Source organism: Rhizobium sp. Leaf311, from assembly GCF_001423445.1.
In the GTDB taxonomy this organism is placed as follows: domain Bacteria; phylum Pseudomonadota; class Alphaproteobacteria; order Rhizobiales; family Rhizobiaceae; genus Agrobacterium.
This window is the reverse complement of the sequence record NZ_LMNZ01000018.1, coordinates 120,169-144,495: the sequence shown is the minus strand read 5'-3', so window position 1 is coordinate 144,495 and position 24,327 is coordinate 120,169. Positions and strand designations below refer to the sequence as shown.

The window sequence follows — 24,327 nt, the reverse complement described above, 5'->3', positions numbered from 1 at the left end:
TAATTCTGCATTCCAAAAACAAAGGCCCGACAGAGCATCCGTCGGGCCTTTTGTTAATTTTCTGTTTCACGTGAATCGCCCTGACGGAGATCCACAGAGAAATATCAGATATCGAGGTTTGCAACGCTCAAAGCATTTTCCTGGATGAAATCCCTGCGTGGCTCTACTTCGTCGCCCATGAGACGAGCGAACAATCCGTCCGCATCAGTCGCGTCAGGAATCTTGACTTGCAGCAACGAACGGACGTTGGCGTCCAGAGTCGTCTCCCACAACTGTTCCGCGTTCATCTCGCCGAGACCCTTGTAGCGCTGCATGGAAAGACCCTTGCGCCCTGCAGCAAAAATGGAATCGAGAAGTGCGCGCGGTCCGGAGATTGTCTGGCTTCCGTCCTTGCGCTGCAGGACAGGCGGTGTCGCGTATATTTCAGCCATGCGGGAAGCCAGCTGGTCGATATGGCGGGCGTCCGCGGAGCCAAGCAGTCCCATATCCAATGTCGATACTTCCTTGACGCCCCGCACCATGCGCCAGAATCTCAACCCGCCATCGCCAAGGACTTCACCGGTCCAGCCACGTTCCGTTTCTTCTGCGATCATGTCCAGACGACGCGCGACTTCCGCCACTGTGGCTTCCGCCTTGCTGGCATCAGCTGAAAGTTCCGGGTTGAGAGCACCAGCGATTGCAGCCTGTTCGACAATCGAACGGCTGTAACGCGAATGGAGGCTTTCGATGAGCGTCCGCATCCTGACGGCATCCAGAATGACTTCGCGGAGGTCCTCGCCTACGCGCACTTCACCCGAACCGACGGTCAGCGACGCTTCCTCGATACCCATCGAAATCAGATATTCTTCCAGAGCCTTCTCGTCTTTCAGATACTGTACGGACTTGCCACGTGTGACCTTATAGAGCGGTGGCTGGGCGATATAGAGATGGCCGCGCTCGATAAGCTCCGGCATCTGACGGAAGAAGAAAGTCAAAAGCAGCGTGCGAATATGCGCGCCGTCGACGTCAGCATCGGTCATGATGATGATCTTGTGGTAGCGTAGCTTGTCGGCGTTGAATTCATCCTTGCCGATGGATGTGCCGAGAGCGGTAATCAGCGTGCCGATTTCCTGGCTGGACAGCATCTTGTCGAAACGGGCGCGTTCGACGTTCAGGATCTTGCCGCGCAAAGGAAGAATAGCCTGCGTTTCACGCGAACGGCCCTGCTTGGCGGAACCACCGGCAGAGTCACCCTCGACGAGGAAGACTTCGGACTTCGCAGGGTCGCGCTCCGAGCAATCGGCCAGCTTGCCGGGCAGCGAGGCGATATCGAGCGCACCCTTGCGACGCGTCAGTTCACGCGCCTTCCGGGCGGCTTCACGGGCAATCGCCGCTTCAACGACCTTCCCCACAAGCACCTTTGCTTCTGCCGGATGCTCTTCGAACCAGGTGCTGAGTGCTTCATTCACGAGGTTTTCGACCGCTGGTCTGACTTCCGACGATACGAGCTTGTCCTTCGTCTGCGACGAAAACTTCGGATCTGGGACCTTCACCGACAATACGGCCGTCAAACCTTCGCGGCAGTCTTCACCCTGAAGGGAGACCTTTTCCTTTTTGGTGATGCCGGAACTGTCCGCATAGGACGTCACCTGACGTGTCAGTGCCCCACGGAAACCGGCCATATGCGTGCCGCCATCGCGCTGGGGAATGTTGTTGGTAAAGCACAGGACGTTTTCGTGGTAGCTGTCATTCCACCACATGGCGACCTCGACGGTGATACCGTCCTTTTCGCCCCTGATGGCAACCGGCTTGTCGACCAGCGGCTTCTTGGCACGGTCGAGATAACGAACGAAGGCTTCAAGCCCGCCGTCATAGGTCATCTCTTCCTGCTTTATGTCGGAATGGCGCTTGTCTGTCAGAAGAATGCGCACGCCGGAATTGAGGAAGGCCAGTTCGCGCAGGCGGTGCTCGAGCGTGGCGTAATTATATTCCGTCATGGTGAAGGTGTCGGAGCTGGCAAGGAAGGTGACTTCAGTGCCTGAACGACCTTCGTACTCCCCGACAATCTTCAGCGGGCCATCGGCCACGCCGTGGGTGAAGGTGATTTCATGGACCTTGCCGTTGCGCCGGATGCGCAGCTTCAGCCACACAGACAAGGCATTGACAACAGAAACGCCAACGCCGTGGAGGCCGCCGGAAACCTTGTAGGAGTTCTGGTCGAACTTTCCGCCAGCGTGCAGTTGCGTCATGATGACTTCGGCGGCGGAAACGCCCTCGCCCGTATGTATGTCGGTGGGAATACCACGGCCGTTATCCGTAACAGTCACTGAGCCATCTGCATTCAGCGTAACGGTCACCAGATCGGCGTGACCGGCGAGTGCTTCGTCAATGGCGTTATCGACGACTTCGTAGACCATGTGGTGAAGACCGGAACCATCGTCGGTATCGCCGATATACATGCCTGGGCGCTTGCGCACAGCATCAAGGCCCTTCAGGACCTTGATGGAATCGGCTCCATAAGCTGCACTGGCTGCGTTTTCGCTCGACGATGTTTCAGTCATAAGCACTCTTTCCAACTGTGTCTGCCGCAGCGCGTGCCAATGACACGGCGCGACAGCGAATCACTTTCAATCTGACGTGTGACTATAGAAATTCCGCCTCGATAACCAAAGTCCACAAGCGCCAAAACCCTGCACAAAGCAGGGGATAGCGAGGGTTTCAGTCGCAAGAACGGCTTTTTTGCAGCACGGCTGCCAATTCATCTATCACACTTGGTGGCAGCTTGCGAATATCCCGTGCCAATCCGTTGGCGAGGGCTGTATATTCCTTTGGCAATCCGGCGGTATCGATGACAACGCGGGGATTGGAAACGCCCGCCAGCGAAAACAATTCATCGGCCTCGTCCCAGATAATGTTGAAATATCCGGCTATGCGCTGCAGAAGATCAAAGCTCGGCGTGCCTCGCTTTCCATGTTCCAGCGCCGAAAGATAGGCCGGCGAAACACCGATGGCCAAGGCCATCTGCCGTTGAGTGACCCCTTTTTTCTCGCGAAGAACCCGCACGGCTTCCGAGAAAGGCGTCACGAGGTATCTCCCCGGCGCCGCGCGAGGCGAACATAGAGCGCGCCATCGCCGCCATGGTTCATGGAGGCGTCCTCATAGGACGATATGAGGTAACGGTACTCCGGTTTGGAAAACCACATGGGCACCGCCCTCTTCAACGCGCCGTCACTGCCGAGGGAGCGTCCCTTGCCGGTAATGACGAGGACATGTCTCAGGCCGCGTTCGTGGGCTCGGACGAGAAAATCCAGAAGAACGGCGTGAGCCTCGCTCTGGAACATTCCGTGCAGATCGATGCGCGCCTCAAGCGAAAGCCTGCCACGGGTCAACTTGCGTTTGACCGGTTTTTCCATGGGGCTATGGATGCGTTTTCGATCGGCCTCGGTTGCCGTAAGTTGGGGCACCGTCTCGACGATCATTTGAGGAAACGGCGGAATCGTCTTTACGGTTTTTTGTTCAGCCACCGGCTGGGCTTCGGCTTCAAGGGCCTCAAATTCCAGCAAGTCTTCAACGCGCCCGGAGACAAGCCTCGTCGTCCTGGCGACCTTTCCCCACAAGATGCGTTCGTCCTTGCCGAGTTTGCGGCCGCCCTTCATTACCGAAACCTTTCCGCCGCCCCACGGGGGATCAGTATATAGAAATCCGCCGCATTGCGCACGGTGCCGGCAAGCTCTCCCGCGAGATCCCCTGACCCGGTGAAAATGTCACCGCGGGCTGGCCCGACGATGGCGGAGCCCGTATCGAGTGCCAGCATCAATCGCGCAAAGGATCGCCCCTCATCCAGATGCGTAAGGCTTTGCGAGGCGATGTAAAACGGAAAACCGAATGTATGAATAAGCCTGTCTACGGCAAGAGAACGCCCTGCGACCAAAGGCACCTTGGCGGCAGCAATCGGCCCAAGATCGAGACTTTCCACATCAGCTTCGCGAAAGAAAATGTAAGACCTGTTGTGCCAGAGAACCTCATCCACCTGCTCGGGATGATCGCGTAGCCATTGACGGATGGTCTGCATTGAAACGGTAGCGGGATCCAGTTCACCCCTATCAAGCAAGAGGCGACCGATCGGGGAAAATGGATGGCCTGCCTTTGCCGAATAGGTAATACGCTTGATCGTCCCATCAGCATATCTCAATCGCGCTGCGCCCTGTACGTGGACGAAAAACAGATCAACCTTCGACTTTGCCCAGGCAATTTCAAGCCCGCGGCCATCCAGATAGCCGCGATCAATCTCGCCCCTGTCTGGATAAGGCGAAATCTCGCCTTCCCGCTCCAGCCCGAAAGCATAGTATGGATCCATGCAGTCAGGCCGATTGCTTTCATCGAGGTCGATGAGATCGTCAGGCCGACGATATATAGGGTATTTCCAGACATCATCCGGCGTGTGGGATACTTCCAGTTCCGGTTCGTAAAACGCGGTAACGAAACCCGCATTGCCTGATGACAAGGAAATCTTGAAGGGCAGGCACTGCTCTTCGAAGAATTTGCGAGAAGCGGCAGGGTCCGAGGTATCGACGGATTCCGCCTGTTCCAGGAGTGGCAGCAGGTCAGACGCAGTAAGACCCAACTTTCCCGTTCGGTAGGGCTTACCCCTGCGCAAATGTTGCAGAATGGCGCTTAATGCCGGAAACAGATCTGCAGGGTCGTCCTGTTGCCAACCCGGCAGGGCGGCAAAAGGCACTTCCTCCAATCGGAATTCCGGATCGACGCCTGTCATTGTTCGGATTCGGTCGCGATCAGCTTCCAGTTCGGATCACGCGAACGGATGTCGCGCGAGAACGTCCAGATGTCATCGACTTCGGAAACATTTTCGGCATCGCCATCGATCAGCTTTCCGTCCTTGTCATAGGTGGCGGAAATCAGCTGGCTGACGATCCTCAAGGTGATCTGCTCTTCCGCATCACGGATGCTGGCATTGGTGATGTCGATCTTTTCAATGCCGACGAAGGTGGACTTCACGACTTCGCCACGGCTCTCCCGGTCAGTAATCGCGGCATTGAAGCCATCATAAACCTCTTTTGAAAGCAGATTTTTAAGCGCCTTGCGATCGCCATCCGCAAAAGCCATCACGATCATCTCGTAAGCCATACGGGCGCCGTTCAAGAATTCCTTCGGGCGGAAGGAAGGGTCCGTCTTTGACAGCTCCCGAAGCGAATCATTCAGCGGCGAACCGGCAGGAGCGACGGCATCGATTTCGGCAAATCGGTTCTCTTCGTCGCCTTCTCCCTTTTTCGGCAAGGTCACAACCTTGTTATCGTCAGAGAGTGATTTGGCAGCATCGCGCGGGCTATAGGGATCCATTGGCGGCTTTTCATTGCCTGTACGACGGCCAAGGACGCTACGTAGCTGAAGAAAAATCAGCACCGCAGCCACTAGAAAAAACAATGTTATAAAGTCGCTTGAGCCCATCTTTTACCGAAACCGCCATTTAAATCCAATTTTCTACACATCATATAGTCTGCATCTGCCCATCATTCAAACAGGCAGATTCAATTGCCGGTTTCCTAAGCATGGATTTTGGCAATATGATTTTTGCCGAGGCACCGAATTTTCCGCGAGGAGCAGCGGATGTGGTTCGGTGTGAGTTTTTTCGATAGGTTGTAGTATCAGCGAATAAGCCATCGCAAGGCTGTTGAGCTCCAATACCAAAAGGCAGGATTTATGCGTTTTTCTTTTGTCCCGGTCATCGCTCTTTTGATGCCAATACTGGAAATTGCCGGCTTCATCATTGTCGGCAAGGCTCTGGGCTTGTGGCTGACATTGGGGCTTATCCTGCTGACGTCTTTTATCGGGCTTCTCATTCTCCGTTCAGGTGGTCTTGGAATGGTCCGCGATCTTCAGAACGCCAGCAAGACAGGCGCGGAACCCGCTGCCGCAATGATTAGCGGCGGACTGCGTGTCGTGGCCGGTATACTTCTTTTCCTGCCCGGCTTCATCACGGATATCCTCGGGCTTCTCCTGCTTGTTCCGGCCTTCAGGGCTTTGATCTGGAAAGCAATGGGCCCGCGGATCGTCGTTGCGACATCCTTCAAGTCGTCGAATTTCCGCTCAGGACCGCAGGGCGCAGGCCCGGGCAAGGTCGTGGACCTCGACGAAGAGGACTTTCGTCGCGACGGCCCAAATTCATCGCCCTGGTCGCCCTCCAGAGATGATCGCGACCTGCCCAAACCGTAACGGCCCAACAGTTCAAAGGGTTGTAAGCCCCTTGCCTAGGTGATAGACGGGCTTCCAATTATTCAATCCGCGAGGACATATCATGACATCTGAAAATGGTGCGCAGGAAGGGGCAAATCCTTCCCTCAACATACTGACCCAGTACACGAAGGATTTGTCGTTTGAAAATCCAGGGGCTCCGCGGTCGCTTCAGGCACGTGATGGTGCACCTGCCATCAACATCAACGTGAATGTCAACGCGAACCCGATTTCAGGTTCTGACTTCGACGTCGTGCTGACACTGAATGCCGAGGCAAAGGATGGCGACAAGGTTCTCTTCGTTGCCGAGCTGGTTTATGGCGGCGTATTCCGCATCACCGGTTTCCCGCAGGAGCACATGTTGCCGGTTCTGTTTATCGAGTGCCCTCGCCTGCTCTTCCCATTTGCGCGCCAGATCATTGCTGACGTGACACGCAACGGTGGCTTCCCGCCATTGATGATCGATCCTATCGATTTCTCGCAGATGTTCGCGCAGCGTGTTGCCGAAGAACAGGCCCGCGCCAAGGTTCAGGCCGTTCCGAACTGATTGCAGTAGAGTCTTAAAAAGAAAACCCGGGTCCAGCACCCGGGTTTTTTGTTTGATCTCACTGAAGGTATTTGTTCCAGATCGCCTTCTCACCCATGGCCTGCACAAGCTTCTCATGCGCGGCGACCGTTGCCGGATCAAGTCTCGGCGGCAAAGGCCGAGTTCTTACAAGTGCTTCCATAGGAACGTCGTCCACCACCTCGGTCACCTTGGACTTGACGGCGCCGCCAAAACCAAGCGCGGTCTGACGCCCACCGATCATTTCGATATAGACTTCAGCCAGGAGTTCGGAGTCGAGCAACGCGCCGTGCTTGGCACGGTGTGAATTGTCTATGCCATAGCGTCGGCAGAGGGCGTCCAATGAATTGGGCCCCATCGGATGTTTCCGGCGCGCCATGGACAAGGTATCGGTCACCAGCTCGGGCGACACTGGCTCTATTCCCAACCGCGCAAATTCGGCATTGATGAAGCCCATATCGAAGGTGGCATTATGAGCCACCCAGCGAGCACCCTCGAAGAAATCGCGGATTTCCTGAACAACCTCTTCGAATTTCGGCTTGTCCTGCAAAAATTCGTCGGTAATGCCGTGCACTGCAAGGGCGTCAGGATGGACCTTGCGGTCTGCCGGATTGATGTAGAGATGGATGGTTCTACCCGTTGGAAAATGATTGAGGAGTTCAATCCCACCAATTTCGATGATGCGGTCAAACTTCGACTCAAGGCCCGTGGTTTCCGTATCGAATATGATTTCGCGCATTTTAAGTCTCACTTCCACGGTCGGATTTCAGCTTGTCGAGAATTGCCTTAACCTGCACTCGTGCATCCGCAATTCCGTTGCTCGTATCTATTATGTAATCCGCGCGTCTTCTTTTTTCCTCGTCTGGCATCTGACGTGCAAGGATCATCTGAAGTTTTTCTTCTGTCATTCCCGGCCGATCCATCACGCGCTGCTTCTGTATCTCCGGTGCACATGTGACGACGACGACGACGTCCACGCGGTTTTCAGCGCCAGTCTCAAACAGGAGTGGAATGTCCAGCAACGCAAAATCGAATCCTGCTGCACGGGAGGCCTGAAGAAAGGCCGCTTGCCGCTTGCGAACCAGCGGATGCACGATCTCTTCAAGGACTTTAAAATTAGCCGGATTCTCGCGCAAAAGATCGCCGAGTATTTTCCTGTTTACTTCGCCGTTCTCGACGACCCCCGGAAAAGCCTTCTCAATCGGCTGAACGGCTTCATCCATATAAAGTTGGTGGACGACAGCATCTGAATCGCAAACGGCCACGCCTTCATCTTCGAAAAGCTTTGAAGTCGTCGACTTACCCATTCCGATCGATCCGGTGAGGCCGATGGTGATCATGCGTGAACGTCCATATCGGCGATGATGAGACTTCTCAGTTCTTCATCAACATCAGGTTTTTTACCAAACCATTTCTCGAACCCGGGTCTGGCCTGATGAAGGAGCATTCCCAAACCGTCTACAGTCGAAAACCCCTGTTCCTTTGCCATTTTCAGAATGGGCGTTTTCAGCGGTACATAGACAATATCAGTGACCACCGCACCGGAAGCGAGCTTCGAGAAATCAATGAAAGGCGCTTCGCTTCCATCCATGCCCAGGGATGTCGTATTGACGAACAATCCCGCTCCTGCGGAGACTTCGCCGAGTGCAGCCACCGAGTGCGCAAAGATATTGCTTCCAAAGCGGTCACGAAGCTCCTGCGCTTTTGAGACAGTCCGATTAAGCACATGGATTTCACGCACGCCGCGATTTCGTAGTGCTTGCACCACAGCACGGCTTGCGCCCCCTGCGCCGAATATGACCGCCTTATCTGTGCGGTCCCATCCCTGATGGCATGCATCCAGATTGGCAAGGAAGCCAAAGCCATCTGTATTTGTTGCGTGGATCTGTCCGTCTTCTACCCAAAGCGTGTTAACAGCGCCGAGTTCCTGAGCCAGATCATCAGGACGATCCGCCAGTCGATAGGCGGATTCCTTATGGGGTATCGTGACATTGCCACCCACGTAACCATTGGTGCCAGACCGCAGGCCGTTCATGAAATCAGGCAAGGAAGCGGGTTCGATTGCGACCGCTTCGTAAGAACCGTCTATTTTGAAATGGCTGAGCCAATGACCGTGAATAAGTGGCGAACGCGAATGTTTGACAGGATAGCCGGTAACGAACGCCTTGATGGTTAATGTTTCACGTGAATCAGGCATCGACGATACCCAATTCGCGCATTTTCGTTAACATTGGCAAAAGCGGCAGCCCTAGAATGGTGAAATAGTCACCCTTGATGTCAGTGAAAAGCTGAATTCCCTCGCCTTCGAGCTGGTAGGCACCAACGCTTGAAAGGACCTTCGTCCCTACTTTTTCGAGATGACGTGCGACGAAGTCGTCCGTCAGTTCCCTTACGGTCATGTCCGCAATCGTCACTACATCCCACAGAATTTCGCCATTTCTGGCAATCGCTGCTCCACAATTCAGGCGGTGCGTCTTGCCCCCGAGCGACATAAGGTGTGCGTGCGCCTCGCTCATATCTTTAGGCTTGTGATAGATGCGTGAACCTAGCGACATCGTCTGGTCGCATCCTATAATGAATGCGTCTGGCTTGAGGAGACTGACAGCTGCAGCCTTCGCTTTCGCCAGCTCGCCGGCAATCTCTTGCGGCGAAGCACCGTCTTTCTCGAGTTTTGCGTCGATCGCGCGTTCATCGATCTCTGCTGGCTCGACAGAAAATTCCAGGCCCGCATTGCGCATCAGCATCTGGCGCGACGCACTGGACGACGCAAGTATCAGTTCCGGTCTCATCAACCATGGTCTCCGAACAAGGGTGCGAAGGATTAACGCGTCCTCTGGCGAAGAGCAAGAATGGCTGCTGCCGTCTCTTCAATGGAACGTCTCGTCACATCAATGATCGGCCAATTGTTGCGGGCGCATAGCGAGCGAGCATATTTCAGCTCTTCCATGATGGTTGCTCGATCAATATATTGCCCGCGATCAAAACCGCCGGTCGCTCCAAGTTCCCTGTTTTCACGAACCTGGGAAATGCGATCCGACGTTGCCACGAGGCCGACGATGAGCGGTTTCGTTGCCTTGTAGAGGCTTTCAGGTAGTGGGACATCCGGCACGACAGGGATATTGGCGGTCTTGATACCTCTGTTGGCCAGATAGATACTCGTTGGTGTCTTGGACGTCCGGCTGATCCCCACAATGACGACATCAGCCTCATCATAACTTTCCGGGAATTGCCCGTCGTCATGGTCCATGGTGAAATTCAATGCTTCGATGCGCGCGAAGTAATCCGCATTCAAGGCATGCTGCGCCCCGACCCGCCTTCTTGAGGCCGTGCCGAGATAGGTCTGGAAGATGCCGATAACAGGCTCGAGGACGTTGACGCAGGGAACACCTATGGCGTGACAGCGCAGATCGAGAAACGCGGCAAGCTGTTCATCAACAATCGTATAGAGAACGATCCCGGGCTTCTCATCGATGCTGTCTATCACCTTTTGCAGCTGTTTTTGGTTCCGGATCATCGGATACACATGCTCGAGTGGCATGGCAGAATGAAACTGTGCGGAAACAGCCCTACCGGCTGACATCAGAGTCTCGCCCGTGGAGTCAGAAATCAGATGGAGATGAAAGAAACTTTTTTGGTTCTCCACGCTAATTCCGTGCCCCTGTTGATAAAGCTGGACAACATCGTCGCTTTTGCCAGCCAGGGATCAGGCTGAGGGAAAAACTGGCTTTTGTCCACAATTGGAGGGACGGTGTAGCAAGTGAAGCGTGCCCTGTGAATTGTGAGGACAAAAACAGTTAAGAAATTCTGCCTAACCGTTATCCACAAGACGGCGCAAAAATACAGGGGATTAAATAACTGAAATTCATGGATATATACGGGTTTTCAACACTAACCCGGCAAACGCGGCTGGAACATCTTTCATCTTCGTGGCTTAGGTCAGCTTGCGGCATTTCCGCCAGATAGATTTTAATCCTTGCTACCCACAGACTCTAAGAAATAGAAAATCTTATAGATCTCTTAGATTCTTTTTTTAGAAAAGTTGGCCGACATGTCCGAGCGAAGCGTAATGAAGGTTTTAAATGGAGAAGCGCTGTCTCCTCCCCCGATCTGGCTCATGAGGCAGGCAGGTCGTTACCTCCCGGAGTACCGGGAAACGCGGAAGGTTGCCGGAAATTTCCTTGATCTCTGTTATAATCCTGAACTCGCGACAGAAGTGACTTTGCAGCCTATTCGCCGTTTCGATCTGGATGCGGCCATCCTGTTTTCCGATATCCTGGTGATCCCTGACGCACTGAAGCGAAATGTAACCTTCACAGAGGGTAGAGGGCCAGCCATGGACCCGATCGATGTGGCGGGTATTTCCAGTCTTAAACGTGACGATGTATTGGCGCACCTTCGGCCAGTATTTGAGGCCGTTAACAGGCTACGTCGCGAGCTTCCTTCTAAAACGACACTTCTCGGTTTCTGTGGTGCGCCCTGGACGGTTGCGACCTACATGATTGCGGGTCATGGGACACCCGATCAGGCACCTGCCCGGCTTTTCGGCTATCAGGAACCAGAAGCGATGGAGAAGCTTCTGGCGTTTCTCGCAGAGGTGTCTGCCGACTATCTTGTCGAGCAACTCGACGCCGGTGCAGATGCCGTGCAGATTTTCGATTCCTGGGCGGGTGTCCTGGGAGAAGCCGAATTCGAGGCTTTTGCGATAAAACCTGTTGCCCGTATCATCAAGTCTGTCAGAGCAAGACGGCCGGGAGCTAAAATCATCGCCTTCGCCAAAGGCGCGGGCATCCTCCTCAAGGACTATCGTCAGAAGACGTCCGCAGATGCCATTGGCCTCGACTGGAGTGTGCCGCTATCCTTCGCGCAAGATCTGCAGAAGGATGGCCCCGTTCAGGGAAATCTCGACCCGATGCGAATGGTTGCTGGAGGCAAGGCGCTGGAGGAAGGTATCGACGCCATCCTCGACAAGCTTGGTCAAGGTCCGTTGATTTTCAATCTAGGCCATGGAATTACGCCGCAGGCTGATCCGGAAAATGTTGCCAGGCTCGTTGCCCGTGTCAGGGCACGCGGAGCAACAGTATGACGACAGGCAAGCAAACGTCGGCAGATGCGGGCCGCAAAACCCGGCTGCGTGCAGCGGTAGCGCTAGGCGCACTCGTTGCCCTGGCGGCCGTCGTTCTTCATGTCGACTCCGCAGATGCCTATCTCTGGATCAAGTCCCTCCACATCATCGCGGTCATTTCCTGGATGGCAGGCTTGTTCTACCTGCCCCGGCTTTTCATTTATCACACGGACGCTGCGCCCGGATCTGAAAAGTCTGAAACGTTCAAGGTCATGGAACAGCGCCTGATCAAGGTGATCATGAACCCTGCGATGATGATTTCCTGGGTGTTGGGGCTCTATCTTGCCTGGTCGGCCTTCGGTTTCTCTGGCGGTTGGCTCCACGCTAAAATCGGGCTCGTCGTGCTGATGACGGTGACGCATGTGTATTTCAGCAGAAGTGCACGGCGCTTTGCCCGCGACCAGAACACACGCTCAGCCCGTCACTGGCGGTTGATGAATGAGGTTCCGACCCTGCTGATGATCGCGATAGTCGTACTTGTGGTTGTGAAACCCTTCTCTTAAAGGTCTATCACGATAAATTTCTCGGAATTGGTGCTTTCCTCTTGCGGCTTTCCCGTTCAATCGCTATTTTCGCGTCACTCATCTCAATGGCATGTGAATTATTCAGACGTCTGCGGGGAACTCCCCAGTAGCTGATTCGCGATCACGCCCTTCCCCACACATATTTAAAGACGGTCTTTCTCTTCATGGCTGAAATGAAGCTTCAGGAACTTAAGAGCAAATCTCCTACCGATTTGCTGACTTTTGCCGAATCCCTGGAAGTCGAAAATGCGAGCACGATGCGCAAGCAAGAGCTCATGTTTGCAATCCTCAAGGTACTGGCAAGTCAGGACATCGAGATCATCGGCGAAGGCGTCGTCGAGGTCCTGCAGGATGGTTTCGGCTTCCTGCGTTCGGCGAATGCGAATTATCTCCCGGGCCCTGACGACATTTATATTTCGCCGTCCCAGATACGCCGCTTCTCTCTGAAGACAGGCGATACGGTTGAGGGACCGATCCGTGGACCCAAAGAAGGCGAGCGTTATTTTGCGCTGCTCAAGGTCAACACGATCAATTTCGATGATCCGGAAAAAATCCGTCACAAGGTCCATTTCGACAATCTGACGCCTCTTTATCCGAACGACCGCTTCAAGATGGAGCTGGATGTTCCGACATCCAAGGATCTCTCGGCCCGCGTGATCGATCTCGTTGCACCGCTCGGCAAAGGTCAGCGCGGCCTGATCGTGGCGCCGCCGCGGACTGGTAAAACTGTCCTGCTGCAGAATATTGCGCATTCCATCACGGCGAACCATCCAGAGTGCTATCTGATCGTACTATTGATCGATGAGCGCCCGGAAGAAGTCACCGACATGCAGCGCTCGGTCAAGGGAGAGGTTGTTTCCTCGACCTTCGACGAACCCGCTGTTCGGCATGTGCAGGTCGCCGAAATGGTCATTGAAAAGGCCAAGCGTCTGGTGGAACACGGCCGTGACGTCGTGATCCTGCTGGACTCGATCACCCGTCTTGGCCGCGCCTATAACACGGTTGTTCCCTCTTCCGGTAAGGTTCTGACCGGTGGTGTTGACGCCAATGCCCTTCAGCGCCCCAAGCGCTTCTTCGGCGCGGCGCGTAATATCGAGGAAGGCGGATCGCTCACGATTATCGCGACCGCTCTGATCGATACTGGTAGCCGCATGGACGAAGTCATCTTCGAAGAATTCAAGGGTACGGGTAACTCGGAAATCGTTCTTGACCGCAAGGTTGCAGACAAGCGCATCTTCCCGTCCATGGATATTCTCAAGTCCGGCACGCGTAAGGAAGACCTGCTTGTGCCTCGCCAGGACCTCCAGAAGATTTTCGTGCTACGTCGTATTCTCGCCCCGATGGGCACTACAGATGCCATCGAATTCCTGATCGACAAACTGAAGCAGACGAAGAACAACGGCGACTTCTTCGACTCCATGAACACTTAAGTCGTCTGTTTTATAAGAAGTGATCAGGCCGCGTCCCATGGGCGCGGCCAATTTCATTGTACTGATGGTGTGAGGTCTTATCGCAGAAAGGTCGTTACGCTCGTCTGCGATGTGAGAGTTGATCTGATGACAATATCGCAAGACACTATTTACGCATTATCGAGCGGCTCGCTTCCCGCTGGAGTGGCTGTAATCAGGCTAAGCGGCGCGAAGGCGCAGAGCGCCTTGGCTCAGTTGATTGGCGGCGATCTCCCTAAGCCCCGTTTTGCTGCCTTGAGAACGATTCGTAACCGAAATAATTCTCCAATCGATCAAGCTCTCGTGTTGAATTTCCCGGCGCCAAAATCCTTTACGGGGGAAGATTGCGTAGAGATTCATGTTCACGGCGGGCGGGCCGTCGTAGACGCTGTATTCGCAGAACTTGGCTCAATGGATGGTTTGCGCCCAGCGGAAGCAGGAGAGTTTTCCAAAAGGGCCTATGATAACGGAAAGATGGACCTGGTCGAGGTCGAAGGAGTTGCTGATCTCCTCAAAGCTGAGACAGAGATGCAACGTCGATTGGCGCTGGAACAGACAAGCGGTAACCTTTCTGAGCTATATGACGACTGGGCTAACAGGCTGACGAGATGTCGAGCGTTCATTGAGGCAGAACTGGACTTTGCCGATGAAGATGATGTTCCTGGCTCGATTTCAGACCGGGTTTGGGTCGAAGTGGGGGCAATTCGCGATGAACTGGTATCTCATCTCCGAGAAGCTGAGCACGCTACGATTATCCGCGACGGTTTTAAAGTTGCCCTTATTGGCGCACCGAACTCTGGCAAGTCCAGCCTCCTTAATGCCTTAAGCGGTAGAGACATCGCCATCGTTACTGATATCGCGGGCACAACACGTGATGTCCTGAGTGTTGACCTGGATCTTGGTGGCTATCTTGTAACAATCTTCGACACCGCCGGCTTGAGAGAGACTGATGACGTCGTTGAGAAAGAGGGTGTGAGACGGGCAGAGAAAACAGCCGCCGCTGCCGATATGGTGATCCAGCTCTCAGCTTTTGATTCGGCCCCGCAACAATTTAACAAGGTGTCAGCCGAAGCTTTTCCAATATGGTCTAAATCAGATTTGGCACCGGGGCGCGACGACGTTGCCGGCCTGCGGGTGTCTTCCAAGACCGGCGATGGGCTAGAGCAACTGAAGAGCCTCATCCGAAATCAGATTGAAAACAGAACAGGCTCCGGCCTCACGCTCGCGCCCGGCAGGCTCAGGCACAAAAATAGGCTTGTAGAGACGCTGAACTATGTTAGTGATGCTCTTAATTCGACCGATACCGATCTAGCAATCAGGTCTGAATATCTTCGTCTCGCTGCGACAGCGCTTGGGCGAATTACTGGCCGTGTTGACGTAGAGCAGTTGCTGGGCGTCATCTTTTCCGAATTCTGCATCGGGAAGTGATTCACGTGAAACATTCGGATTTTTCCGACGAGGCATTGAACAATATGACCTATGACGTTGTTGTTATTGGCGGTGGACACGCCGGATGTGAAGCCGCGGCCGTTTCGGCTCGATACGGCGCTGAGACAGCGTTATTAACCCACAACAGGGCGACGATCGGGGTGATGTCGTGTAACCCCGCCATCGGTGGTCTTGGCAAGGGTCACCTTGTTCGCGAGATCGATGCGATGGACGGCCTCATGGGCAGGATGGCCGACGCTGGCGGTATTCAGTTCAGGATGCTGAACAAGAAGAAGGGACCCGCCGTTCGCGGCCCTCGTACCCAGGCAGATAGACGTCTTTACCGAGAAGCAATGCAGTCTGAAATAGCATCAACGCCCAATCTCACCGTCATCGAAGGTGATGCATGGGACGTTGAGATGCTAGATGGCACAGTCAATGCCGTCGTTCTCGCGGACGGGCAGCGGTTTCCTTGCAAGGCGGTTGTTCTCACAAGCGGCACGTTTCTTCGAGGCCTGATTCATATCGGTTCCGAAAAGACACCCGCGGGAAGAATGGGCGAGAAACCCTCCTTGGGTCTTTCTGAAACGCTTGCTAGGGCAGGCTTGGCGATGGGTCGCCTGAAGACTGGCACGCCCGCCCGACTGGATGGCCGGACGATAGATTGGCTTTCGGTTGAGCGGCAGGGAGCAGACGAGGATCCTGTTCCTTTTTCATTAATGACCGATACTATCGTCAATCCGCAAATCGAGTGTGGGGTAACCCGAACGACTCCCGCTGGGCACAAGATAATTCAGGATAATATCCATCTGTCAGCAATGTATTCCGGGCAGATCGAGGGCGTCGGGCCACGCTATTGCCCGTCTATCGAAGATAAGATCGTCAGATTTGGCGAGCGCGACGGGCATCAGATATTTCTGGAGCCAGAAGGACTGGACGACCACACGATTTACCCTAACGGTATTTCAACGTCACTCCCCCTGTCTGTCCAAGAACGATTTATCAAAACGATACCGGGTTTGGAAAACGTTACGATCCTCCAGCCCGGTTATGCGATTGAGTATGACTATGTAGATCCTCGCGAACTGCATATGTCTCTCGAGGTAAAGAAAATACCTGGACTCTTCCTCGCCGGTCAAATTAACGGCACGACTGGCTATGAAGAAGCCGCGGCTCAGGGCTTGGTTGCGGGCATCAATGCTTCCAGGCGTGCGTCTGGTGCTGACGCAGTTCATTTCAGCCGAACTGAATCCTATATTGGCGTCATGATTGACGATTTGACTTCAAAGGGCGTCAGCGAACCCTACCGCATGTTCACGTCGAGAGCTGAATATCGATTGTCTCTCAGAGTCGATAATGCAGACCTCCGACTGACGCCACTAGCGATGTCTTTGGGAATTGTTGGAACATCTCGCTCTGAAAAGTTCTCCGTTCTTCTTGAAGAGCTCGATGGGGGTCGAAACTATTTAAAGGCATTATCGATTAGCCCTTCTCAAGCCGCCAAACACGGCCTTCAAATCAATCGAGATGGCCAACGCCGTAACGCTTATGAGCTGCTAGCCTATCCTGACATTGATACAGCAAGGCTTAAGATCATTTGGCCAGAGATTGCATCGCTGTCCCCAAAGGTCTCGGAAATTCTGGAGATTGAAGCGAGCTACGCCGTTTACATGCAGCGGCAGAGTGCTGACATCGTCGATATAAAGAGAGATGAACAGCGTATCATTCCAGATGATTTCGATTTCTCCGCGATTTCTGGACTGTCAACCGAACTAAGACAGAAGCTTCAAAAGGCACGGCCGGCCAATATATCACAGGCAACACGGGTCGACGGAATGACCCCGGCTGCCATTTCTTTGATATTGGCCCTCATACGTAAATCCGCGGCCCAGGATCGGTTGCAATCACACTCCTAACGAGTCCTATAATGATTATAAACGGACAGAGTGTTTCACGTGAAACACAACAGCGCCTCGAGCATTTTGTAGAATTATTTAAGAAATGGAATGCCGTTACGAATCTCGCGGCGCCTTCCACGCTTCAGGATATTTGGACGCGCCACATCGCTGACAGTATGCAAATCCATCAGCTCCTCCCAGAGCCAATTCGCTGGGCCGATCTTGGCAGCGGCGGCGGATTTCCAGGAGTCATAACCGCAATTCTTCTCGCTGAGACAGGAGACGGCTGGGTCAATCTGGTTGAGAGTAACCATAAGAAGGCTGGTTTCTTACGCCTCGCTTTGGCTGAGACAGGGGCGAGAGGCAGTATCCATCCGGTCCGAATTGAAACGGCACCAGAAACCGTCGGTACGGTTGATGCCATCTCGGCTCGAGCGCTCGCAGATCTCGACAATCTGCTCGGATATGTCCATCCCTGGGCGGCTGAGAACGAAAAATTGCGTGCGCTGCTCAACAAAGGCAGGGATTATGAAGCCGAGTTGGAAAAAGCTCGTGGTCGTTGGCAGTTTGATCTGATAAAACACCAAAGCAGCATCGACGCAAACTCCGTTGTTCTGGAGATCAGCAATTTGCATCGACGTGCTGATTGACCAAGTCAGGTGCCGTTCAATGTTGGAAAAGAACCGAATAATAACGATCGCTAATCAAAAAGGCGGTGTCGGTAAAACGACGACTGCCATAAATCTGGCCACCGCCCTTGCTGCGATAGGCGAGAAAGTTCTCGTTATTGATCTTGATCCGCAAGGAAATGCGAGCACGGGACTGGGAATTGATAGGCGTGAGCGCAAGTTTTCTTCCTACGACCTGCTGATCGGCACGAATTCGGTTTCTGAAACGGCGGTCCCAACCGCGGTCCCAAATCTCGATATTGTTCCATCGACAATGGATCTTCTTGGATTCGAGATGGAGGTGGCGAACGCGACAAACCGCGTTTTCCTGCTGAAAAAGGCTCTCGAAACCGCTGACGCCCGCGCATACTCATATGTATTGGTGGACTGCCCCCCATCCTTCAACCTGCTGACGATGAACGCGATGGCGGCAGCGCACTCTGTCCTGGTTCCTCTCCAGTGCGAATTCTTCGCTCTTGAGGGATTAAGCCAGTTGCTCGATACCGTCAGCCAGATAAAGAGCACCGTCAATCCAGCCCTTGATATTCAAGGCATCGTGTTGACGATGTTCGACTCTAGGAACAATCTGGCTCAGCAGGTGGTGAGTGACGTAAGGACCCATCTCGGCGAGAAAGTCTATCATACACTTATACCGCGAAACGTTAGAGTGTCTGAAGCACCCTCTTATGGGAAACCGGCCATTTTGTACGATTTGAAATGCGCTGGCAGCCAGGCCTATCTGCAGCTGGCCTCTGAAGTTATTCAGCGCGAGCGTTTACGCAAGGCGGCATAAGTGCCTTGCGTCACCTCTTTGCCAGATGAAATCGACCCTAGTTAATGTGTGGAGTATCTCATGAGCGATGATCTATCGAAGCGCCGGCTCGGGCGTGGCCTCGCGGCGTTGATCGGCGAGATGGATCAACCCCTTCCTGTTGGTGAACCTCAGCGGACGGTCAACGCCGACCGTACAGTGCCAATCGAGTTTGTCGCTAGAAGCCCTCGCAACCCTCGCCGTCACTTCGATGAAAATGAGCTGCAGGATTTGGCATCGTCAATCCGCCAGCACGGGATCGTTCAGCCGGTTGTCGTTCGTACCGTGGCAGACAATCGCTTTGAAATCATTGCCGGTGAAAGGCGCTGGCGTGCGGCGCAACTGGCAGGCTTCGCAGAGATACCTGTTATCGTCCGCGATGTCGACGATCGGACCGCGCTCGAACTTGCAATCGTTGAAAACGTTCAGCGCTCAGACCTCAACCCCCTCGAAGAGGCTCTGGGTTATGATCAGCTTATCGCCGAACATGGCTATACCCAGAACGATCTTGGCGAAATCATAGGCAAGAGCCGGAGCCACGTTGCTAACAGTCTGAGGCTACTCAAGCTTCCGGAGCCTGTCAGAGATATGCTCGCAGAAGGTTCTTTGTCGGCGGGTCACGCCCGCGCTCTGGTATCAACGTCAGATCCGGTTCAATTGGCAAAGACGATCGTCGCTAAGGGGCTCTCTGTACGTGATGCGGAACGGATTGCTCAGGCCGACATCAAACAACAACTCGACCCGACGCAAAGTCGCAAAGCGGAAAATGAAAAAGACTCTGACACCGTGGCGTTGGAGCGCACTTTGAGCGACGCGCTGGGGCTTGATGTAAAGATCACCCACAAAGGCAGCAGCGGCAACATCCGGATCAACTACCGGACCCTCGAACAACTCGAGGCGGTTTGCCGCTTGCTTGAACAAAGATGATGAAGAGCGTACGTTAAGTGGCCAGGGTAGTTTCTTTACTCTGGCCGAAATGCGCTCTTAATCAAAAGTCGATAGCGCGCCCCTTTATTTCGTAGTCCCCGAAACGGACTGGCTCTGCGCCGCCTCGCCCACCGGTTTCTGGTGGCAGTTCCAGTTCTTTCGCCTTCAAGCGTCGTGCTTCAGCCTCATCAAGCGCACGTTGTGCTGCTGGCGAGATTTTCCTAGGGTTTTCACCCGTGTTGTCGTTGTCGGCATCGTGCATGTCTTCTGGTCCATGGAGTCATTGAAAAACGTATCTCAGTAACCAGATTATACGCTGTGCTGATCTTTGATAAGCAATTTCATATCTGGAAGGAGCGTTTTAGATGAACTTGATGCGTACAGCCATGTTGTTGGCGTTCATGACGGCCTTGTTCATGGGCATCGGGTTTCTCATCGGCGGCAAAGGCGGCATGATGATCGCGTTCCTCGTTGCCGCAGGTATGAACTTCTTCTCCTACTGGAACTCGGACAAAATGGTCTTGAGGGCCTATCGCGCCCAGGAGGTGGATGAGCGCACTGCGCCTGAATTCTTCGTGATGATCAAAGATCTGTCCCAAAATGCCGGTCTGCCGATGCCTAAGGTCTATGTCTATGACAGCCCGCAGCCCAACGCTTTTGCGACGGGCAGGAATCCGCAAAACGCTGCCGTCGCGGCTTCGACTGGCCTGTTGCAAAGTCTCACGCCGCAGGAAGTCGCAGGCGTGATGGCACATGAGCTGGCGCATGTTCAGAACCGCGATACATTGACGATGACGATTACCGCGACACTGGCGGGCGCTATATCAATGCTCGGCAATTTCGCATTCTTCTTCGGAGGAAACAGGGAAAATAACAATCCTCTCGGGTTCATAGGTGTGCTGGTCGCCATGATTGTTGCGCCACTTGCGGCGATGCTTGTGCAAATGGCCATAAGCCGTACGCGCGAATATTCCGCCGACCGACGCGGCGCAGAAATATGTGGCAACCCTCTTTGGCTGGCATCAGCACTTCAAAAAATCTCTGGGGCTGCACGACAGATCCATAATGACGATGCGGAGCGTAATCCTGCCACCGCGCATATGTTCATCATCAATCCCCTGTCCGGCGAGCGGATGGACAATCTCTTTTCCACGCACCCAAATACGGAAAACCGGGTTGCAGCCCTTCAAGCTATGTCGCAGGAATTCACGCAGCCATCGACCTACGGTCAATCAGGTGGTACAGCGATGCGAAAATCCCGCTCCGTGCCCAAGGTTGGCGCATCTGGCGGAAGCAACAGCGATCGCAAAGGGCCTTGGTCTTGACATTGAACAATCCTGCCAAACCGGCAAGGCAACAAAAACGAAATCAGTCTGGCAGGGCGAATGAAGGTTCCGAAGGCGATTCAGATTGGAAGCCCGGACTTGCTGCGCGCGTTGCGGCGGTCAAAATCATCTCTGCGGTTCTCGACAAGAAAACATCTCTCGACGGAATGTTGGACGGGGAAAATGGAAATCCCGCTTATCGCGCACTGAGCCTGGCGGACCGCGCGCTGGTTCGCGCCATTGTCAATACGGCGCTCCGCCACCTGCCGCGGATCGAGGCTGCCCTTGCGTCCCTTCTTGACGGGCCACTTCCGCAAGGCGCACGGTCACTACACCATGTGCTTCTGGTGGGTGCGACGCAGATGCTCTATCTCGATGTTCCCGACCATTCGGCCGTGGACCTGGCCGTGGAGCAGGCGCATCGTGACCCACGAGCACGGCGCTTCGTCAAACTTGTGAACGCTGTATTGCGTCGACTTGGACGAGAGAAGCAGACAGTCATCGAGTCAATTTCGGCCGTTCCCGTTCTTCCCGCATGGTTTTATTCAAGACTGGCGAAGGTGTATGGCGATGATGCGGCCAGCCGTATATCCGATGCTCAGCTTATTCCCTCTGTCATCGATGTCACGGTGAAATCAGATCCTGATTTCTGGGCGGAAAAACTCGATGGCAACGTCATGCCCAATGGCAGTGTCAGGCTGAATTCCTTTGAAGGTGCAGTTTCTGCGCTGCCTGGTTTTGATGATGGAGAATGGTGGGTTCAGGACTTTTCTGCGAGTATGCCTGTCCGCCTCATGGGCGATCTGACGGGGAAACGCGTTGCGGATCTCTGTGCCGCGCCGGGTGGGAAAACAGCGCAGCTCATCCTGGCTGGCGCTGAAGTTACCGCTCTCGATCAATCTGGAAATCGCCTTCGCCGGCTGCGCGAAAATCTCAAACGGTTGAAGCTTAACGCCGAAACGATTGAGCTGAACATGTTGAAATTTCAACCTGATGAGTTGTTCGATGCGGTCCTGCTCGATGCGCCCTGCTCTTCCACAGGCACATTGCGCAAGCATCCGGACGTCTGCTGGACAAAGGATACCACCGATATTGCAAAACTGGCAGCCCTTCAGGAGCAGATGCTGCGCCATGCTATCACACTTGTGAAGCCAGGTGGCATCATTGCCTTTTCCAATTGCTCGCTTGATCCCTCGGAAGGCGAAGAGATGGTGGCCAAAGTTCTTAAAAGCGAGCCGACGCTCGAACGTATCCCGCTGTCGTCGTCTGCATTTCCTGAGATGGCATGTGCCATTAACGCGAGTGGCGATATGAGAACGACGCCAGATATGTTCGGGGGTGTCGATGGCTTTTACGCGAGCATTTTGCGCAGACGGTAAGTAGGTCTCGGATTCCGATAGCCATTCTCTTTTTGGTGTTTGGTTCCCGCACGCGGCACCCGCGTAGGGCTGCCGAAGGTTTCTCCGTTAACGAAACATGAAGCTTTTCATGAAAGATTGAATGACTTGTCAAATGCTGCCTGGCAGCCGTAATCATCTAAAATACCACAAGTCCTTGCGTAAACGGGAATTACAGGTTTGGTAGGCTCCCTGAAGAGCGGCTTCGGTGTTGCGAGGTTGTTTTTGCGCATCCTCTGGAACAGTACCATGATTGGTATTGCGCCTTTGCGTATACGATTCTTCACACTCACGGACAGGACGCCCACGGGCCTGGTAGCAGCCCCGACCGATCTCCATGCCGTCGACCCCTATATAGCCGAAGAACTCGTGCGCGGTCGCATCGCGTTGGCAGGGCGTATCCTTGAAACCGGCGGAGTGTCGCCTTTTACAATGGACATGCCATCGCCGGAATTCGAGGAAGCGCTCCATGCTTTTGGTTGGCTTCGTCATGTCAGGGCCAGTAAATCTGAAGAAGCTTCTGTGCGCGCGCGTATTCTCGTTTCCGACTGGATGGCTGGACATGGACGCAGAATTGTCGGTGCGGCCTGGAAGAGTGAAATCGTCGCTGAGAGATTGATCGCCTGGCTGTCTCACTCCCCGGTTATTTTGCAAACCGCGGATGCGGGCTTCTATCGACGATTTCTGAAGAGCCTCGGCTTTCATGTGCGCTATCTGAGCCTTATCGCGAAGCACGCTCCAGATGGCGAAACGCGGCTCAAGACCCGTATTGCCCTTGCCATGGCATCTATTTCGTTACCAAACCGGCCATCGAGAATTGCCCGCCATGGCATGAAGCTTGATAAGGAGCTGGAGCGGCAGATATTGCCGGATGGCGGGCATATCTCTCGCAATCCTCGCATCATGCTGGATCTTCTGCTCGATCTTCTCCCTCTAAGACAAAGCTACATCAATCTGGGACATGATGTACCACCCGGTCTTGTGCCGGCTATTGATCGTATGTTCCCTGCTATCCGCTTCTTCCGACATCAGGATGGTGACCTTGCGCTTTTCAACGGTTCTACAGCAACTCTTGCGAATGAACTCGCATCCGTGCTGCGATATGATGAGACATCCGGGCGACCCTCCCGTACTCTGCCGGACATAGGCTACCAGAGGCTTTCGGTTGGTGATACGTCAATACTGGTAGATACTGGAATCCCGTCGCGTCTCGAGCTCTCGAAGGGTGCCCATTGCGGTTGCCTATCTTTCGAATTCTCGTCCGGCAGAAGCCGATTTGTTGTGAATTCCGGTTATCCAGCTTTCGCAGCCCCCGCATTCCAGCGCGCAAGCCGATCCACTGCAGCGCATTCCACAATCACCATTAACGACACCTCATCCTCTCGCATTTCCCGATCCAGCATATTTGGGCCAATCATTTTTCCGGGCGTCACCGACGTTACGGCAACCCGTGAAACAGATGTTAAAGGCTCCGACATCCTTACAGCGTCGCATGACGGCTATCTCAAGAGCTTTGGATATATCCATCAGCGTCAGATCGAGTTGAATGCCGATGGGAGCAAGATAAAGGGACGCGATCTGGTGCAGGCCCAGCACGACGACTCGAAACGGCTGTCGGTTTCGGATGAGGTCGTCTGTCGGTTTCACATTCACCCCTCCATCGAACTGGTTTCTCTCGATGAAGAGTCCGTCATGATGCGGGCAACGGACGGGACAAGTTGGGTTCTTGCGGCTCCAGGACATGTCCTCTCCATTGCCGATGATGTGTTCATGGCGCATGCTTCGGGCGTTCGTCCTTCTCAGCAGATAGAAATTTCCTGCATGGTCACAGGCAGCGTTGACATCCGCTGGCTCATAGAGCGACGGGTTTAAGCCTCCGCAAACGCCACGCACACGCCTGCATGAATTGCAGCTTGGACGGTCCGCTCTGTTTATTATTCGACAAAGCTGTGCTAACGCGGCGGCTATCGCTGGAGGCGTGTCTCC

General features: G+C 54.1%; 24 protein-coding genes. 13 read left to right on the top strand and 11 right to left on the bottom strand.

The genetic code is table 11. The annotated features are described in order from the left end of the window. Positions 1-104: 104 nt before the first annotated feature. From ASF69_RS16370 to ASF69_RS16350, 5 genes are all read right to left on the bottom strand, one after another. Positions 105-2,555 (bottom strand): DNA gyrase subunit B, encoded by a 2,451-nt coding sequence (locus ASF69_RS16370; protein ID WP_348271381.1) that lies wholly within the window; start codon positions 2,553-2,555, stop codon positions 105-107. A gap of 142 nt (positions 2,556-2,697) precedes the next feature. Further along, complete coding sequence (locus ASF69_RS16365) at positions 2,698-3,063, bottom strand: helix-turn-helix domain-containing protein (RefSeq protein WP_062589266.1); 366 nt, start codon at positions 3,061-3,063, stop codon at positions 2,698-2,700. Continuing rightward, a complete protein-coding gene (locus tag ASF69_RS16360; protein WP_062589265.1) occupies positions 3,060-3,635 on the bottom strand; it encodes a Smr/MutS family protein in 576 nt (191 codons plus the stop codon). The genes ASF69_RS16365 and ASF69_RS16360 overlap by 4 nt, the downstream gene beginning before the upstream one ends. Next, on the bottom strand, positions 3,635-4,753 hold the full coding sequence (locus ASF69_RS16355; protein ID WP_062589264.1) for a murein transglycosylase A: 1,119 nt from the start codon (positions 4,751-4,753) through the stop codon (positions 3,635-3,637). The genes ASF69_RS16360 and ASF69_RS16355 overlap by 1 nt, the downstream gene beginning before the upstream one ends. Then, on the bottom strand, positions 4,750-5,445 hold the full coding sequence (locus ASF69_RS16350) for a Tim44/TimA family putative adaptor protein (protein ID WP_062589263.1): 696 nt from the start codon (positions 5,443-5,445) through the stop codon (positions 4,750-4,752). The genes ASF69_RS16355 and ASF69_RS16350 overlap by 4 nt, the downstream gene beginning before the upstream one ends. Positions 5,446-5,697: 252 nt before the next feature. On the opposite strand from ASF69_RS16350, the gene ASF69_RS16345 reads away from it, so the two are divergent. Together ASF69_RS16345 and secB are read left to right on the top strand one after the other, a co-directional pair. Continuing rightward, positions 5,698-6,210 (top strand): FxsA family protein, encoded by a 513-nt coding sequence (locus tag ASF69_RS16345; protein ID WP_062589262.1) that lies wholly within the window; start codon positions 5,698-5,700, stop codon positions 6,208-6,210. A gap of 82 nt (positions 6,211-6,292) precedes the next feature. Further along, on the top strand, positions 6,293-6,775 hold the full coding sequence (gene secB / locus ASF69_RS16340; RefSeq protein WP_062589261.1) for a protein-export chaperone SecB: 483 nt from the start codon (positions 6,293-6,295) through the stop codon (positions 6,773-6,775). Between the two features lie 58 nt (positions 6,776-6,833). Here secB and dnaQ read toward each other — a convergent pair whose 3' ends face one another. The 5 genes from dnaQ to ASF69_RS16315 are packed head-to-tail and all read right to left on the bottom strand — an operon-like array spanning position 6,834 to position 10,436. Further along, on the bottom strand, positions 6,834-7,532 hold the full coding sequence (dnaQ, locus tag ASF69_RS16335) for a DNA polymerase III subunit epsilon (protein WP_062589260.1): 699 nt from the start codon (positions 7,530-7,532) through the stop codon (positions 6,834-6,836). Between the two features lies 1 nt (position 7,533). Further along, a complete protein-coding gene (coaE, locus tag ASF69_RS16330) occupies positions 7,534-8,133 on the bottom strand; it encodes a dephospho-CoA kinase (RefSeq protein WP_062589259.1) in 600 nt (199 codons plus the stop codon). Then, on the bottom strand, positions 8,130-8,990 hold the full coding sequence (locus ASF69_RS16325) for a shikimate dehydrogenase (protein WP_062589258.1): 861 nt from the start codon (positions 8,988-8,990) through the stop codon (positions 8,130-8,132). Before ASF69_RS16325 ends, coaE begins: the two co-directional genes overlap by 4 nt. After that, positions 8,983-9,582, bottom strand: coding sequence for a Maf-like protein (locus ASF69_RS16320; protein ID WP_062589257.1), 600 nt, complete (start codon positions 9,580-9,582; stop codon positions 8,983-8,985). The genes ASF69_RS16325 and ASF69_RS16320 overlap by 8 nt, the downstream gene beginning before the upstream one ends. A 32-nt stretch (positions 9,583-9,614) precedes the next feature. Next, on the bottom strand, positions 9,615-10,436 hold the full coding sequence (locus tag ASF69_RS16315; RefSeq protein ID WP_062589256.1) for a pyruvate, water dikinase regulatory protein: 822 nt from the start codon (positions 10,434-10,436) through the stop codon (positions 9,615-9,617). Positions 10,437-10,841: 405 nt separating this feature from the next. Here ASF69_RS16315 and hemE point away from each other — a divergent pair, with 405 nt between their 5' ends. The 8 genes from hemE (at position 10,842) to ASF69_RS16275 (ending at position 19,619) form a co-directional block, all read left to right on the top strand. Beyond that, positions 10,842-11,876, top strand: coding sequence for a uroporphyrinogen decarboxylase (hemE, locus tag ASF69_RS16310; RefSeq protein WP_062589255.1), 1,035 nt, complete (start codon positions 10,842-10,844; stop codon positions 11,874-11,876). Beyond that, entirely contained in the window at positions 11,873-12,418 is a 546-nt protein-coding gene (hemJ, locus tag ASF69_RS16305; protein ID WP_062589254.1) for a protoporphyrinogen oxidase HemJ, read from the top strand. The genes hemE and hemJ overlap by 4 nt, the downstream gene beginning before the upstream one ends. Positions 12,419-12,603: 185 nt before the next feature. Further along, positions 12,604-13,869 carry a transcription termination factor Rho gene (rho, locus tag ASF69_RS16300; protein ID WP_112964404.1) on the top strand — a complete coding sequence of 422 codons (1,266 nt, stop codon included), beginning with the start codon at positions 12,604-12,606 and terminating at the stop codon, positions 13,867-13,869. A 126-nt stretch (positions 13,870-13,995) separates the two neighbouring features. After that, complete coding sequence (gene mnmE / locus ASF69_RS16295; protein ID WP_062589253.1) at positions 13,996-15,315, top strand: tRNA uridine-5-carboxymethylaminomethyl(34) synthesis GTPase MnmE; 1,320 nt, start codon at positions 13,996-13,998, stop codon at positions 15,313-15,315. A gap of 44 nt (positions 15,316-15,359) precedes the next feature. Beyond that, positions 15,360-17,231, top strand: coding sequence for a tRNA uridine-5-carboxymethylaminomethyl(34) synthesis enzyme MnmG (mnmG, locus tag ASF69_RS16290; protein WP_062589251.1), 1,872 nt, complete (start codon positions 15,360-15,362; stop codon positions 17,229-17,231). Positions 17,232-17,242: 11 nt separating this feature from the next. After that, the gene (rsmG, locus tag ASF69_RS16285; RefSeq protein ID WP_062589249.1) at positions 17,243-17,863 is read left to right on the top strand and encodes a 16S rRNA (guanine(527)-N(7))-methyltransferase RsmG; all 621 of its coding nucleotides are present in this window, start codon (positions 17,243-17,245) and stop codon (positions 17,861-17,863) included. A gap of 19 nt (positions 17,864-17,882) precedes the next feature. Next, positions 17,883-18,674 carry a ParA family protein gene (locus tag ASF69_RS16280; protein ID WP_062589247.1) on the top strand — a complete coding sequence of 264 codons (792 nt, stop codon included), beginning with the start codon at positions 17,883-17,885 and terminating at the stop codon, positions 18,672-18,674. A 60-nt stretch (positions 18,675-18,734) separates the two neighbouring features. Then, entirely contained in the window at positions 18,735-19,619 is an 885-nt protein-coding gene (locus ASF69_RS16275) for a ParB/RepB/Spo0J family partition protein (protein ID WP_062589246.1), read from the top strand. Between the two features lie 61 nt (positions 19,620-19,680). On the opposite strand, the gene ASF69_RS16270 is transcribed toward ASF69_RS16275, so the two are convergent. After that, positions 19,681-19,881 carry a DUF1674 domain-containing protein gene (locus tag ASF69_RS16270; RefSeq protein WP_062589245.1) on the bottom strand — a complete coding sequence of 67 codons (201 nt, stop codon included), beginning with the start codon at positions 19,879-19,881 and terminating at the stop codon, positions 19,681-19,683. A gap of 103 nt (positions 19,882-19,984) precedes the next feature. On the opposite strand from ASF69_RS16270, the gene htpX reads away from it, so the two are divergent. From htpX to ASF69_RS16255, 3 genes are all read left to right on the top strand, one after another. After that, positions 19,985-20,944 carry a zinc metalloprotease HtpX gene (gene htpX, locus ASF69_RS16265; protein ID WP_062589244.1) on the top strand — a complete coding sequence of 320 codons (960 nt, stop codon included), beginning with the start codon at positions 19,985-19,987 and terminating at the stop codon, positions 20,942-20,944. Next, positions 20,935-22,323 (top strand): RsmB/NOP family class I SAM-dependent RNA methyltransferase, encoded by a 1,389-nt coding sequence (locus tag ASF69_RS16260; protein ID WP_156462087.1) that lies wholly within the window; start codon positions 20,935-20,937, stop codon positions 22,321-22,323. Before htpX ends, ASF69_RS16260 begins: the two co-directional genes overlap by 10 nt. A gap of 267 nt (positions 22,324-22,590) precedes the next feature. After that, on the top strand, positions 22,591-24,213 hold the full coding sequence (locus ASF69_RS16255; RefSeq protein WP_062589243.1) for a heparinase II/III family protein: 1,623 nt from the start codon (positions 22,591-22,593) through the stop codon (positions 24,211-24,213). Positions 24,214-24,327: the final 114 nt, after the last annotated feature.

Coding starts and splice junctions, on each gene's coding strand:
- coaE (WP_062589259.1), bottom strand. CDS start 8,133: ATGATCACCATCGGCCTCACCGGATCGATCGGAATGGGTAAGTCGACG.
- mnmG (WP_062589251.1), top strand. CDS start 15,360: ATGACCTATGACGTTGTTGTTATTGGCGGTGGACACGCCGGATGTGAA.
- ASF69_RS16325 (WP_062589258.1), bottom strand. CDS start 8,990: ATGCCTGATTCACGTGAAACATTAACCATCAAGGCGTTCGTTACCGGC.
- rsmG (WP_062589249.1), top strand. CDS start 17,243: ATGATTATAAACGGACAGAGTGTTTCACGTGAAACACAACAGCGCCTC.
- ASF69_RS16345 (WP_062589262.1), top strand. CDS start 5,698: ATGCGTTTTTCTTTTGTCCCGGTCATCGCTCTTTTGATGCCAATACTG.
- ASF69_RS16350 (WP_062589263.1), bottom strand. CDS start 5,445: ATGGGCTCAAGCGACTTTATAACATTGTTTTTTCTAGTGGCTGCGGTG.
- hemJ (WP_062589254.1), top strand. CDS start 11,873: ATGACGACAGGCAAGCAAACGTCGGCAGATGCGGGCCGCAAAACCCGG.
- ASF69_RS16355 (WP_062589264.1), bottom strand. CDS start 4,753: ATGACAGGCGTCGATCCGGAATTCCGATTGGAGGAAGTGCCTTTTGCC.
- ASF69_RS16255 (WP_062589243.1), top strand. CDS start 22,591: ATGATTGGTATTGCGCCTTTGCGTATACGATTCTTCACACTCACGGAC.
- ASF69_RS16275 (WP_062589246.1), top strand. CDS start 18,735: ATGAGCGATGATCTATCGAAGCGCCGGCTCGGGCGTGGCCTCGCGGCG.
- secB (WP_062589261.1), top strand. CDS start 6,293: ATGACATCTGAAAATGGTGCGCAGGAAGGGGCAAATCCTTCCCTCAAC.
- htpX (WP_062589244.1), top strand. CDS start 19,985: ATGAACTTGATGCGTACAGCCATGTTGTTGGCGTTCATGACGGCCTTG.
- ASF69_RS16360 (WP_062589265.1), bottom strand. CDS start 3,635: ATGAAGGGCGGCCGCAAACTCGGCAAGGACGAACGCATCTTGTGGGGA.
- rho (WP_112964404.1), top strand. CDS start 12,604: ATGGCTGAAATGAAGCTTCAGGAACTTAAGAGCAAATCTCCTACCGAT.
- ASF69_RS16320 (WP_062589257.1), bottom strand. CDS start 9,582: ATGAGACCGGAACTGATACTTGCGTCGTCCAGTGCGTCGCGCCAGATG.
- mnmE (WP_062589253.1), top strand. CDS start 13,996: ATGACAATATCGCAAGACACTATTTACGCATTATCGAGCGGCTCGCTT.
- ASF69_RS16280 (WP_062589247.1), top strand. CDS start 17,883: ATGTTGGAAAAGAACCGAATAATAACGATCGCTAATCAAAAAGGCGGT.
- ASF69_RS16270 (WP_062589245.1), bottom strand. CDS start 19,881: ATGCACGATGCCGACAACGACAACACGGGTGAAAACCCTAGGAAAATC.
- hemE (WP_062589255.1), top strand. CDS start 10,842: ATGTCCGAGCGAAGCGTAATGAAGGTTTTAAATGGAGAAGCGCTGTCT.
- dnaQ (WP_062589260.1), bottom strand. CDS start 7,532: ATGCGCGAAATCATATTCGATACGGAAACCACGGGCCTTGAGTCGAAG.